The sequence below is a fragment of the Arthrobacter sp. UNC362MFTsu5.1 genome, assembly GCF_000685965.1.
Lineage (GTDB): Bacteria > Actinomycetota > Actinomycetes > Actinomycetales > Micrococcaceae > Arthrobacter.
On record NZ_JMLE01000002.1, the window covers coordinates 1 to 12,613 of the forward strand.

The 12,613-nt window shown below is 67.2% G+C and carries 13 protein-coding genes; 7 read left to right on the forward strand and 6 right to left on the reverse strand.

From position 1 onward, the window contains the following. Positions 1–1,342 (forward strand): DEAD/DEAH box helicase (locus BS38_RS0102745; RefSeq protein WP_028269418.1); only part of this gene is annotated, 1,342 nt, incomplete at its 5' end. Positions 1,343–1,350: 8 nt separating this feature from the next. Beyond that, on the forward strand, positions 1,351–2,223 hold the full coding sequence (locus BS38_RS0102750; RefSeq protein ID WP_028269419.1) for a DNA-methyltransferase: 873 nt from the start codon (positions 1,351–1,353) through the stop codon (positions 2,221–2,223). A gap of 71 nt (positions 2,224–2,294) precedes the next feature. Here BS38_RS0102750 and BS38_RS0102755 read toward each other — a convergent pair whose 3' ends face one another. Further along, a complete protein-coding gene (locus BS38_RS0102755; RefSeq protein WP_028269420.1) occupies positions 2,295–3,143 on the reverse strand; it encodes a PHP domain-containing protein in 849 nt (282 codons plus the stop codon). Positions 3,144–3,250: 107 nt separating this feature from the next. Here BS38_RS0102755 and BS38_RS0102760 point away from each other — a divergent pair, with 107 nt between their 5' ends. Continuing rightward, positions 3,251–4,837, forward strand: a complete 1,587-nt coding sequence (locus tag BS38_RS0102760) for an aminopeptidase P family protein (RefSeq protein ID WP_028269421.1) — start codon at positions 3,251–3,253, stop codon at positions 4,835–4,837. 76 nt (positions 4,838–4,913) lie between these two features. Here BS38_RS0102760 and BS38_RS0102765 read toward each other — a convergent pair whose 3' ends face one another. Further along, a complete protein-coding gene (locus BS38_RS0102765; protein WP_197024886.1) occupies positions 4,914–5,795 on the reverse strand; it encodes a general stress protein in 882 nt (293 codons plus the stop codon). A gap of 76 nt (positions 5,796–5,871) precedes the next feature. Between BS38_RS0102765 and BS38_RS0102770 the strand changes: the two genes are divergently transcribed. From BS38_RS0102770 to BS38_RS0102780, 3 genes are read left to right on the forward strand one after another with little or no spacing between them, the layout of a single operon-like run. Then, complete coding sequence (locus BS38_RS0102770) at positions 5,872–7,155, forward strand: magnesium transporter MgtE N-terminal domain-containing protein (RefSeq protein WP_028269423.1); 1,284 nt, start codon at positions 5,872–5,874, stop codon at positions 7,153–7,155. Further along, positions 7,136–7,852: a DUF1003 domain-containing protein gene (locus BS38_RS0102775; RefSeq protein WP_028269424.1), complete on the forward strand. Its 717-nt coding sequence runs from the start codon at positions 7,136–7,138 to the stop codon at positions 7,850–7,852. Before BS38_RS0102770 ends, BS38_RS0102775 begins: the two co-directional genes overlap by 20 nt. A gap of 11 nt (positions 7,853–7,863) precedes the next feature. Beyond that, complete coding sequence (locus tag BS38_RS0102780; protein WP_028269425.1) at positions 7,864–8,991, forward strand: Mrp/NBP35 family ATP-binding protein; 1,128 nt, start codon at positions 7,864–7,866, stop codon at positions 8,989–8,991. A gap of 76 nt (positions 8,992–9,067) precedes the next feature. Here the strand turns inward: BS38_RS0102780 and BS38_RS0102785 are convergent, their stop codons facing one another. The 3 genes from BS38_RS0102785 to sigE all read right to left on the reverse strand — a co-directional run bounded on the left by BS38_RS0102785 (position 9,068) and on the right by sigE (position 11,265). Beyond that, on the reverse strand, positions 9,068–9,469 hold the full coding sequence (locus BS38_RS0102785) for a protein translocase TatA (RefSeq protein ID WP_028269426.1): 402 nt from the start codon (positions 9,467–9,469) through the stop codon (positions 9,068–9,070). Between the two features lie 81 nt (positions 9,470–9,550). Further along, positions 9,551–10,423, reverse strand: a complete 873-nt coding sequence (locus BS38_RS0102790; protein ID WP_051628697.1) for a hypothetical protein — start codon at positions 10,421–10,423, stop codon at positions 9,551–9,553. Between the two features lie 212 nt (positions 10,424–10,635). After that, positions 10,636–11,265 carry an RNA polymerase sigma factor SigE gene (sigE, locus tag BS38_RS0102795; protein WP_028269428.1) on the reverse strand — a complete coding sequence of 210 codons (630 nt, stop codon included), beginning with the start codon at positions 11,263–11,265 and terminating at the stop codon, positions 10,636–10,638. A 300-nt stretch (positions 11,266–11,565) separates the two neighbouring features. On the opposite strand from sigE, the gene BS38_RS0102800 reads away from it, so the two are divergent. Further along, positions 11,566–12,198 carry an O-methyltransferase gene (locus tag BS38_RS0102800; protein WP_028269429.1) on the forward strand — a complete coding sequence of 211 codons (633 nt, stop codon included), beginning with the start codon at positions 11,566–11,568 and terminating at the stop codon, positions 12,196–12,198. A 45-nt stretch (positions 12,199–12,243) separates the two neighbouring features. Here BS38_RS0102800 and BS38_RS26635 read toward each other — a convergent pair whose 3' ends face one another. Then, positions 12,244–12,411, reverse strand: a complete 168-nt coding sequence (locus BS38_RS26635) for a DUF3117 domain-containing protein (RefSeq protein ID WP_009357720.1) — start codon at positions 12,409–12,411, stop codon at positions 12,244–12,246. Between the last annotated feature and the right edge of the window lie 202 nt (positions 12,412–12,613).

Below are 12,613 nucleotides of genomic sequence, written 5' to 3' on the forward strand. Positions count from 1 at the left end.
CCAGGTGGCCAAGGACCTGGAAAATGCTGCGAAGAAGCGCAATGCCCGCATTGCCACCATCTACGGCGGCCGCGCCTATGAGCCGCAGGTGGAAGCCCTGCAAAAGGGCGTCGAAGTTGTTGTCGGTACCCCCGGCCGCCTGATCGACCTGTACAAGCAGAAGCACCTGAGCCTGAAGAACGTCAAGATCGTCATCCTCGATGAGGCCGACGAAATGCTGGACCTCGGCTTCCTGCCGGACGTCGAGACGCTGATCGCCGGAACCCCGGCCGTCCGCCAGACCCTGCTGTTCTCGGCCACCATGCCCGGCCCGGTCATCGCCATGGCCCGCCGCTACATGACCCAGCCCACCCACATCCGTGCTGCTGACCCGGACGACGAGGGCCTCACCAAGCGCGACATCCGCCAGCTGATCTACCGCGCCCACAGCATGGACAAGGTCGAGGTCGTCGCCCGAATCCTGCAGGCCCGCGGACGCGGCCGCACCATCATCTTCACCAAGACCAAGCGCACCGCCGCCAAGGTGGCCGAGGAACTGGTGGACCGCGGCTTCGCCGCCGCCGCCATCCACGGCGATCTCGGCCAGGGCGCCCGCGAACAGGCACTGCGTGCCTTCCGCAACAACAAGGTTGACGTCCTGGTGGCCACCGACGTCGCCGCCCGCGGCATCGACGTCGACGACGTCACGCACGTGATCAACTACCAGTGCGTGGAGGACGAAAAGATCTACCTGCACCGCGTGGGCCGCACCGGCCGCGCCGGCAACAAGGGCACTGCTGTGACCTTCGTTGACTGGGACGACATGCCCCGCTGGGGCCTGATCAACAAGGCGCTGGGCCTGAGCTACCCGGAGCCGGTGGAAACCTACTCCTCCTCGCCGCACCTCTACGAAGAGCTGGACATCCCCGAAGGCACCAAGGGCCGCCTGCCCCGCGACAAGCGCGTCCTTGCCGGCGTCGACGCCGAAGTCCTGGAGGACCTGGGCGAGACCGGCAAGAAGCCGGGGCGCAGCAGCTCCAGGGACAGCGGCCGGGACACCGCCCGTGGCGGAAACACCGGAGGCGGGCGCGACAGCGGCCGCACCGGCAGCAGGACCCCGCGCCGCAGTGGAGCCGAAGCCGGCGGACGCTCGGGTGAGCGCCGCCGTCGTCCCGCCGAAACGGACGCCGCCGCCCCGGCCGAGGCTCCGGCCCAGGCCCCCGTCTCGGCACGGGCAGCTTCAGCCAGCGCCCCGGCCGAGGTGGACCGGGCAACCCGGGCCCGGCGCCGGACCCGCACCCGCCGCCGCAACGGCGAGGTGGTTGCCGGCGGCGACTCGCAACCAAGCGGCGCCGAGGCCTAACCCCCTCAATGACTGACACCGTCTGGGCGCCGGACGGCAGCAACCTGGTGGTACACGCGGACAACGCCGAGTACCTCCCCACGCTGCCGGACGGCGCCTTCACACTCATCTACGTCGACCCGCCGTTCAACACCGGCCGCGCCCAGAGCCGGCAGCAGACCACCATGGTGCGGAACGCGGACGGCGGCGGCGACCGCGTGGGTTTCAAGGGCCGCTCCTATGACACGATCAAAGGCGCCCTGCACAAATACGACGACGCCTTCAGCGACTACTGGTCGTTCCTGGAACCCAGGCTCGTGGAAGCGTGGCGGCTGCTGGCCGACGACGGCACCCTCTACCTCCACCTGGACTACCGGGAAGTGCACTACGCCAAGGTGATGCTGGACGCCATCTTCGGCCGCGAATGCTTCCTGAACGAAATCATCTGGGCCTACGACTACGGCGCCCGTGCCAAGTTCCGCTGGCCCACCAAGCACGACAACATTCTGGTGTACGTCAAAAACCCGTCCAAGTACCACTTCGACAGCGCTGAAGTGGACCGCGAACCCTACATGGCGCCCGGGCTGGTGACTCCGGAAAAGCGGGAGCTCGGCAAGCTGCCCACGGACGTCTGGTGGCACACCATCGTCTCCCCCACCGGCAAGGAAAAGACCGGCTACCCGACGCAGAAGCCCGAGGGCCTGATCCGCCGCGTCGTGGCTGCTTCAAGCCGGCCGGGCGACTGGTGCCTGGACTTCTTCGCGGGCTCCGGCACCCTGGGCGCGGTGGCCGCCAAGCTCGGCCGGAAATTCGTCTGCGTGGACCAGAACCAGCCCGCCATCGACGTGATGACCAAGCGCCTCAGCGCCCAGGCCACGTTCACGTCCTTCCCGCCCAACTAGGTCGCAGCAGGTGTCGTTTTGAGCCTCCAAAACGACACCTGCTGCTACCTACTTGGGATTCTCGGGTCACATCACGGACGCACGACGGCGGTTCCGGTCGCCTGCTCTTCGATCCTCGCCAGGACCTCGGGCGAGGTCAGGTTCTCGCCCAGCAGGTTGGGCTTGCCGGTGCCGTGGTAGTCGGAGGAGCCCGTGATCAGCAGGCCATGTTCCTCGGCAAGCGTCCGGAGGTAGGCCCGGCCGTCTTCCGGATTGTCGCGGTGCTCGATCTCCAGTCCCGCCAGTCCGGCGTCGATCATTTCCAGGTACGTGCGCCTGCCCACCACACGGCCGCGTGCGGACGCCACCGGGTGGGCAAACACCGGCACGCCGCCCGCCGCCCGGACCAGGGCCACGGCGACGGCCGGATGCGGGGCGTAGTGCTGGACGTAGTACCGGGAATGGGAGGTCAGGATCGAGGCGAAGGCTTCGGTCCGGTCTGCGACCACTCCGGCGGCCACCAGGGCGTCGGCAATGTGCGGCCGGCCGAGCGTAGCGCCGGGTGCTACGTGGTGGATGACGTCGTCCCAGGTCAGCGGGTAGTCCTCGGCCAGGAGGGTGACCATGCGTTCGGCCCGGGTGAGGCGGGCGTCCTTGGCCTTGGTGATTTCCTCCAGCAGGCCCGGGTGCGACGGATCATGGAGATAACTGAGGAGATGGACGCTGATCCCTTCGTCGGTCCGGCAGGAGACTTCCATGCCCGGCACGAGCGCAATCCCTTCGGCCCGGGCCGCGAGCGAGGCCTCGGCCCAGCCGTCGGTGGAATCGTGGTCGGTCAGGGCCACCACGTCCAGGCCCGCCGCTGCGGCGGACGCCATCACCGTTGCAGGCGGCTCCGTGCCGTCGGAAACGTTCGAGTGCGCATGCAGATCAATCCTCACTTGCCCAGCCTAGTAGATGCCCGCCGCGGGTGGCCGGTGCGGTACCGGCCGGTGGCCGGCGCAGTGCTCGGTGGCCCCGGCCACGCCGCTGGTGAGACGATGGGACGGTGAACGATGCAGACAACACCTACAACGGTGAAACGACAGCTACCCAGCCCCTCGAAGAGCGCGTCAACAACCGCTCGCAGCGGCCCAGTTCCGACGCCTTCAAGGCCTTTATGGCCAGCAACTGGGCGCCCGCGGCACAAGAGCTCCCCGATCGGGATGCCGTGGCCGACCACGCCGCCGCCCGGCGTCGCGCCATTTCGGGCCTGTTCAAAGGCGAACGCCTGGTGGTCCCCGCCGGGCCGCTGAAGGTCCGCTCCAATGACTGCGACTACCGCTTCCGGCCGCACTCCGGCTTCGCGCACCTGACCGGCCTGGGCCTGGACCATGAGCCCGATGCCGTGCTGATCCTGGAACCTGTTGAAGAAGGAAAGGGCGACGACGGCGGGAACCACCGCGCCACGCTGTACTTCCGGCCGCTGGCCGGCCGGGACACCGAACAGTTCTATGCAGACTCCCGCTCCGGCGAATTCTGGATCGGCGCCCGCCCCACGCTCGCTGAGTTCGAGCGGAGGCTGGGCCTCGCCACGGCCCACATCGACCAGCTCGAACTCGCCATCACCAAGAACGTGGGCGCCCCCGAAATCGGCGGCATTTCCATCCGCCTGGTGCGCAAGGTGGACGAGAACATCGACGCCCTCGTGGACACGGCCCGCTACAACACGGCCAAGGACCCGGACAACCTGGACCTGGGCGTGCTGGATGCCCTCGATGAGAAGCTCACGGAAGCCCTCTCCGAGCTCCGGCTGCTCAAGGACTCCTGGGAAATCGAGCAGATGAAGATTGCGGTGGCGGCCACGGTGGAAGGGTTTGCCGAGGTGGTCAAGGCGCTGCCCCGCGCGCTGACGCACCAGCGCGGCGAACGGGTCGTCGAAGGCGCTTTCTTCGCCCGTGCCCGGGAAGAGGGCAACGAGCTCGGCTATGACACCATCGCCGCTTCGGGCAACAACGCCACCGTCCTGCACTGGACGCGGAACACGGGCAAAGTCAACGCCGGCGAACTGCTGCTGCTGGATGCAGGCGTTGAGGCTGATTCCCTCTACACCGCCGACGTCACCCGCACCCTGCCCGCCAACGGCACGTTCAGCGACATCCAGCGGAAGGTCTACGAAGCCGTCCTGGACGCAGCGGATGCCGGCTTCGCCGCAGCCCGGCCCGGGACCAAGTTCCGCGACATCCACACGGCCGCCACCACCGTACTGGCCGAACGGCTTGCCGAATGGGGCCTGCTGCCCGTGTCCGTCGAGGAGGCCATCAGCCCCGAGGGCCAGCAGCACCGCCGCTGGATGCCGCACGGCACCAGCCACCACCTGGGCCTCGACGTGCATGACTGCGCCCAGGCCAAGCGGGAGCTCTACCTGGACGGCGTCCTCACGCCGGGAATGGTGTTCACCATCGAACCCGGCCTGTACTTCAAGAACGAGGATCTCGCGATTCCCGCGGAGTACCGCGGCATCGGCGTCCGGATCGAGGACGACATCCTGATGACGGCAGACGGACCGGTCAACCTCAGCGCGGCGCTCCCCCGCAAGGCCGACGACGTCGAGTCCTGGATGGCGGGCATCTACCAGGAAGCCGACCACGCGTAGACCCAAGAAGCCGTAAGCCGGAGACACAAAGGCCTCCGTCCGGATCGTCCGGACGGAGGCCTTTGGCTTTTCCGCGCTAGTGCTGAGTGTCGCCCTCAGCCGGCTCGTGCTTGGCGCCGCCCTCACGCTGGGGCGCGTCGGTCACGCGCACCCCGTACTGCGGCCGGCCGTCAGGGAGGTCCGGGTAACGCACCGCGGCCGGCGGCGCGGCCCGGTGCTGGGGGTGTTCTTCGGAAGGGGCCTGCGGCCCCTGGGTTGCCGCTCCGGCGGCCGCATGGGCGCCCGCGGCCGGCTGGTTCCCAGCCTCCGGGGTCCTCTGGCCGTAGGGGTCGTTCCAGCCTGCGGGCCGCTGCGGCCCCTGCTGCGGACCGTGCTGGTGCCCGGGCTGCTGGAACGGCTGGTTCTGATAGCCCCCCTGGCCGTAGGAAGCAGACCCGGCAGACGCGTCCGAGGTGGTCATGGGCAGCTGCTGCAGCATGCGCCGGGCCTCATGGGAAGCCTCAAAGGCCACCACGACGTCGTAGTTGGTCGCCACCACCTGGCTCGTGGACGTGAAGTCACGCTTCCCGCGCTGCGTCGCGTACGTAACAATGCCGAAGAGCATAAAGAACGCCGCGCCCATGAGCACCGAGGTCACAATCGAGAAATAGCCGCCGGTCGGCGAGAAGAAGGACAGCATGACGCCGACGAACAAGCCGAACCACATGCCGCTCAGCGCGCCCGACAACGCGACCCGGGGGTAGCTGAGCCGCCCGGTAACGCGCTCCACCATTTTCAGGTCGTTGCCCACGATGGACACCAGCTGGACGGGGAACTGCTGATCCGCGAGGTAGTCCACCGCCTTCTGGGCGTCCAAGTAGGAGGTGTACGAACCGACGGTGTCCCCGGCCGGAACCGTGCGGAATTCATCCGGCCCGTTCGGGACACCGGCCTTGGGAGCACCAAAAATGTTTGACATACCTCCATTCTTGCCCATCCGGCTGTGTGCAAGCTGAAATTCAGCTAAAAGAGAGCAGACTCGGTAGCCTGTACAAGTGAGCACAAATCTTTCGCGGGTGTTTGTTGCGCGCCTTCTCGGACTGGATGTCTTCGACCCCCTGGGCGACCGGCTGGGCAGGCTGCGCGATGTCGTTGTGCTCTCCCGCGGCACCAGGGGCGCTCCCCACGTGGTGGGCATCGTGGTGGAAGTACCCGGCAAGAAGCGGGTGTTCGTCCCCATGACCAGGATTACCTCAATCGACCAGACCCAGGTCATCTGCACCGGCCTGGTGAACCTGCGCCGCTTCGAACAGCGCGGGGCCGAAACGCTGGTGGTGGCCGAAATGTTCGACCGGCGCGTCACCCTGGCGGACGGCAGCGGCGACGCCACCATCGAGGACATCGCCATGGACCGGCACCGTTCCGGCGACTGGTTCGTCAGCAAACTGTTCGTGCGCCGCGGCCACTCCCTCTCGCCGCTGAGCCGGCTCCGCCGCAACGAGACCATGATCATCGACTGGGCGGATGCCCTGCAGGGCGCCAGGACGGAGCCCCAGGCCGCCACCCAGTTCGTGGCCACGCATGAGGACCTGAAACCGGCCGACTTCGCCGAAGCGCTGCAGGAAATGAGCGACAAACGCCGCTTCGAAGTGGCCAGCGAACTGCAGGATGAACGGCTCGCCGACGTCCTGCAGGAGATGCCCGAAGGCGACCAGGTGGAAATCCTGTCCGCCCTCGACGTCAACCGCGCCGCCGACGTCCTCGAAGAGATGGACCCGGACGACGCCGCCGACCTCCTCGCCGAACTCCCGTCGGCCCAGGCCGAGGAACTGCTCCAGCTCATGGAACCCGAAGGGGCCGAGGACGTCCGGCGGCTCCTGGAATACGACGAGGACACCGCCGGCGGACTCATGACGCCTGTCCCGGTGATCCTCCCTCCCGAAGCCACGGTGGCCGAAGCCCTCGCCCACGTCCGGCGGGAGGAGCTCTCACCTGCCCTCGCGTCGTCGATCTTCATTGCCCGTCCGCCGCTGGAAACGCCCACGGGGCGGTTCCTCGGTGTGGTCCACATCCAGCAGCTCCTTCGCTACCCGCCGCCCGAGCCGCTCGGAAACCTGGTGGACAAGAACCTGGAGCCTGTCTCGGACCAGGCGCACATCAGCGAGGTGGCCCGCACCCTGGCCACCTACAACCTGAACTCACTCCCCGTCGTCAACAGCGACGGCCGGCTTGTCGGGGCGGTGACTGTTGACGATGTGCTGGACCATCTGCTCCCGGATGACTGGCGGGCCCACGATGATGACGCCCCGATAAGGAAACTTGGAGGCCGCATTGGCTGATCTCAGCTCACCGAGGAACCCCGGACACCGTCCCGGAGCCAAGATCACCGCCGGCCTGGACACGCCGCTGAGCGGACGCCAGCGGATCCTGCCCAAGTTCTCTCCCAATCCAGACGCCTTCGGCCACGCCACGGAAGGCTTCGCCCGCTTTATGGGCACGCCGCAGTTCCTCGTCTACATGACCATTTTCGTCGTGGTGTGGCTGGCCTGGAACACCTGGGCGCCCCTGACGTGGCAGTTCGACTCCCGGGAGCTCGGCTTCACCTTGCTGACCCTGATGCTGTCGCTCCAGGCCTCGTACGCGGCTCCGCTGCTCCTGCTGGCCCAGAACCGGCAGGATGACCGCGACCGCGTGTCGCTGCAACAGGACCGCCAGCGCGCGGAACGCAACCTGTCCGACACCGAGTACCTCACCAGGGAACTGGCGTCGCTGCGCATCGCACTGCGCGAAGTTGCGACCCGCGACTACGTCCGCGCCGAACTTCGCAGCCTCCTGGAGGACATGCTGGAGGCACAGGAGGAACTCCGCACGCACGATCCCTCCGGGGCGGGCAGCCACGAATCCCCCAAGGACAAAGTCAAGGAGAAACTGAAGGAGCGGCGCGACAAGCAGCGCAACCCCCGCACCCAGCAGATCCCCCGGGTCAAGCCGGACAAGCCCGGCAACCCCGCGCACCTCAACACCCCCGAAAGCTGAGCACTGACCGCATGAGCACCCCCCTGGCCCAGGCAGTGGACGCTGCACTGGCCACAGTCATCGACCCCGAACTGCGCCGCCCCATCACCGAACTTGGCATGGTGGACTCGGTGGAGATCGACGACGACGGCCGGGTCCGGCTCGTCGTGCTGCTCACCATTTCCGGGTGTCCGCTGCGCGGCACCATCACCGCGGACTCCGAGGCCGCGCTGTCTGCGGTCCCCGGCGTGAGGGCCGTCGACGTCGAGCTCAAAGTCATGACGCAGGAACAGCGGGACGCGCTGAAGGAAAAGCTCCGCGGACCGGGCGGCCAGCGCGGCATCCCGTTCAACCAGCCCGGGTCCCTCACGAAAGTGTTTGCAGTGGCCAGCGGCAAGGGCGGAGTGGGCAAGTCCTCCGTCACGGTGAATCTCGCCTGCGCCATGGCTGCCCAGGGGCTCCGCGTCGGCATCATCGACGCCGACGTGTACGGGTTCTCGGTACCTGCTCTGATGGGCATCGACCAGGCCCCCACCCGCGTGGACGACATGATCCTGCCGCCGGTCGCGTACGGGGTGAAGGTCATTTCCATCGGAATGTTCGTCAAGGGCAACCAGCCGGTGGCCTGGCGCGGGCCGATGCTCCACCGCGCCCTTGAACAGTTCCTCACCGACGTCTACTTCGGCGACCTGGACGCGCTGTTCCTCGACCTGCCTCCGGGCACCGGGGACATCGCCATCTCCGTGGCGCAGCTGCTTCCCAAGGCCCAGATCCTGGTGGTGACCACACCCCAGGCCGCAGCCGCCGACGTCGCCGAACGGGCAGGTGCCATAGCCACACAGACGGGCCAGTCCGTGGCCGGGATTGTGGAGAACATGTCCTACCTGGAAATGCCCGACGGCGGCAGGATGGAACTGTTTGGCAGCGGCGGCGGCGCTGTCCTCGCCGAGCGCCTGAGCGCGACTGTCGGCACTGATGTGCCGCTTTTGGGCCAGATTCCGCTGGACATCCTGTTGCGCGAAGGTGGCGACGCCGGCGAACCGATCGTGCTGGGACGGCCCGAGACCCCGGCGGCCAGGGCGCTGACGGGAATCGCGGACAAGCTGGCGGCAAAGCCGCGGGGCCTGACGGGGATGAAGCTGGGCCTCCAGCCCAGGTGATGGAGCCTGTGCCCCGTGATTAGACGTGTCTAACCCGGTGATGGAGCCCGCTGATTGAGCCTGTCGAAATCCCGGCTCAGGTAGCCTCGGAGTCGAACGGGGCAGGCTCACCCTCGGGCAGCCGTTCGATGACGCGCGCCGGCCGCTCTTCCGCGTAGGATGCCGCGGAGGCGGAGGCAACTGCCGCGACCGCAGCCGGCGCCCCGGCACTGACAGGCTTGGTGTCGTCGTCGAGCAGGGCTTCCTTGATGATCCGGCGGGGATCGTACTGGCGGGGGTCGTATTTCTTCCAGTCGACCTCGTCGATGTCGATGCCGACTTCGTCCTTGATCTGCTCCCGGGCGCCGGACGCCATCCGGCGGACTTCCTTGACCAGGTTCGCCAGTTTCTGGGTGTATTCGGGCAGCCGGCTGGGGCCGATCACCAGGACCCCGATGATCAGCAGAAGAAGAAACTCCGGACCGTTGATTCCAAACACCTTAGGAAGATTACCCTCTCCGGCACAGTGGTGACGATTCTGACGCGGGCCGCACAGCGAAGGCCGCTCCGGGTGGACGGCTCATGGGGTAAAAAGCTCCACGATGCGCCCGAGACCGCGCTGCAGCCTGGCGGGCAGGCCTTCCGCGGCGGGCACGCTTTCCGTGCCGGGCACGGCGCTGCCGGCCGTTCCGGACGCGGGGACCCCGGGGCTGCGCACTGGGGTGGTGGAACCCGAGCGAACCAGTTCTGCCACGCCGTCATCGGCGGAGTCAGCAGGAAGATCCGAGATGTAGGTGAAGGTCACGCCCGGAGCCTGGTAAATGGCCCGCCACGGGGCAGAAGCATTGATCCACACCGCTCCGCCTGCGGCATTGCCGGCAGCAGCGCCCCCAGGCGCACGCACGAACCCGTCGGCCTCGGCAGGACGGCCTGTCAGGATGTTCGTGGGTGATGACAGCGGCACGGCGGGTTGTGCGCCGTCAGCGGGCACGGGCTGCGAATGCTGTTCGAGGACGGTGGCAAAGTGCGTGCCGTCAGTGAGCCGCAATTCCAGGACTGCCTGTCCCGCGACGGTTTCGTGCCGCGCCCAGAGCACGTGGAACCCCATGTCGCGAAGCTCCGGGCACGACCACCCCTGCGTGCGGAGTCCCTCAAGGTCTGTGGACGTCAGCATGCCGTCGGACCCGGGGGACGCGCTGCCGGCCGGCGGTTGAAGTCCGAAAGCTGCCTCGTGCTGCTGGGACCACGTGGCAGGGGTGCCGTCGGCGACGGGGCGGGGGTCACCGGCCAGGAAGTACGCAGCGCCGGTGACCACCCCGGCCGCGGCCAGGGCCCCGCCCGCTGCGATGCCCAGCGCGCGGAGCGCCGGGAACCCCGCGGGCGAACGTCGGTGCCCGGCATGGCCGGCAGCTGAACCGGCCGGCTCGGACGCAAGCTGCTGCGTCCTGGCCAACAGCCTGGCTGTGAAGTCCTCGCTCGCGGCCGGGATGGACGCGCTGCGCAGGCGCTCAAGATACTGGCGCTCACGCCACTGAATCGACGTGCATTCCGGGCAGGATTCTATGTGCTTTGAGCTGCGGCCGCGCTTACCTCGCGGCAGGAGTCCGCGCGTACAGTTGCCTCCAAGGCCACGCAGCAGTTTTCTCAGCTGACCCATGGAGCCGATCAGAGGATGCCGGCGATGCGCGGCAGCTTGAGCCGCGGCTTGAGGGACTGGCGGGAGCGGGGATCACGGTGGGCCAGCTTTTCGCGGAGCATGGTCCGGCCGCGGTGGATACGGGACCGCACGGTTCCGAGCTTGACTCCCAGTGCCTCGGCCACCTCGTCGTAGGACAGGCCCTCAAGGTCACAAAGCACGACGGCGGCCCGGAAGTCCGGCGGCAGTTCTTCAAGGGCGGCCTGCACGTCGAGGTCCAGGTTGTTGAATTCAAAGCTCTGTTCCGGACCGGGCTCGCGGCCTGGCAGCCGCGATTCGGCGTCATCAGCGAGGGCGTCGAAGCGGATGCGGCTCTTGCGCCGCGCCTGGTCAAGGAAGAGGTTCGTGGTGATGCGGTGCAGCCAGCCGTCGAGCGTGCCGGGCTTGAAGTTCTCCAGCGACCGGAACACCCGGACGAACACCTCCTGGGTGAGGTCCTCGGCGTCGTACTTATTGCCGGTCAAACGGTAGGCAAGGCGGTAGACCTTGGCGGAGTGGTTCGTGACCACTTCCTCCCAGGTTGGCCTGACCCACTCGGCGTCCGGCCGGGCCACTGAATCTTCAATTGCCGGGACAGGTGCCACAACTGATGCTGACATCGTCCACTCCCCTCGTGGATGGAACTAACGCCTGGATGGTGCTGACACCAGTGCTTCGGCGCCGATCACCTCCTGGATGAGCGGATTTCCATCATTTCAAAGTTGGCTGGGAATTTCCTGACTATTGCGGGGCTTCAGCCTTGGGCGGAACCACCCGCGCCACCGGCCGGCCCGAAAAGGGTGGTTCCCGTCACATCGGCGGAAAGCCACAGCCTGCCGCACCGCCACCTCCGGGCCCGGCACCGCCTGACACAGTACGCTGATAGGAACAATCCCCTGCCGCCCAGAAAGCGAATCCTCATGAGCGCCGATAAGTCCACGAGCTGGTCCTATGCAGAAGATCTGCCTGCCGAGGACGAAGTACTGCTGCATGCTCGGGAGCGTTCCTTTGAGCTGGGCGTGACTCCGGTGGGACCGGGCGTGGGAGCGGTTCTCACCGTATTGGCGGCAGCCTCCAAGGCGCAGACAGCAGTGGAAATCGGAACCGGGGCGGGCGTCTCCGGTGTATGCCTGCTTCGCGGACTCGGCCCCCAGGCGGTGCTGACCACCATTGATGTGGATGTTGAACACCTCAGGGCGGCGCGGGAGGCATTCCAGGAAGCAGGAAGCCCTGCCAACCGCACCCGCACAATTTCCGGCCGCGCCGGCGACGTCCTGCCCCGGCTGACCGACAGCGCCTACGACCTGGTGTTCGTCGATGCGGACAAGCCGGGCATCCCCGGGTACGTCGAGCAAGCCATCCGGCTGCTGAAGCGCGGCGGGCTGCTGATCATCAACGACGCCCTGGACAAGGACCGGGTGGCCAACCCGGCTGCCCGCGATTCCACCACGGCGGTGCTGCGCCAGGTGGGCAAGTCCATCCGCGACGACGACCGCCTGGCTTCGGCAATGCTGCCCACCGGCGACGGACTGCTGGTAGCGGTTAAAAAATAAGGCGGGGCCCGCAGCCTTACGGCCGCGGACCCCGCCCCAGCAAATCTATTCGGTAACGCCGACGAGGCATTCCTTAAGGTTTGCCGCCTCCGCCGCGTTGAGTTCGACCACAAGCCGCCCCCCGCCTTCGAGCGGCACACGCATAATCAAGCTGCGGCCCTCTTTGGTTACTTCCATAGGGCCGTCGCCGGTGCGTGGTTTCATAGCCGCCATGAGGAAAATCCCCTCCAATAGTCCCAGGACCTACCAGCCCGGGCGGGCTGTGGCCGCGTCGTCAATCAAGCCCCCATGGCGGCCTACCAGCTACCGCCATGGCTGAACAGTGCTGAATGCAATTTGTTCATGCTTAACCCCTATTATCCTGTAATTACCCGCCTGTAGCTAATTGATGGATTTTCTTCATCGCTTGGAAAAT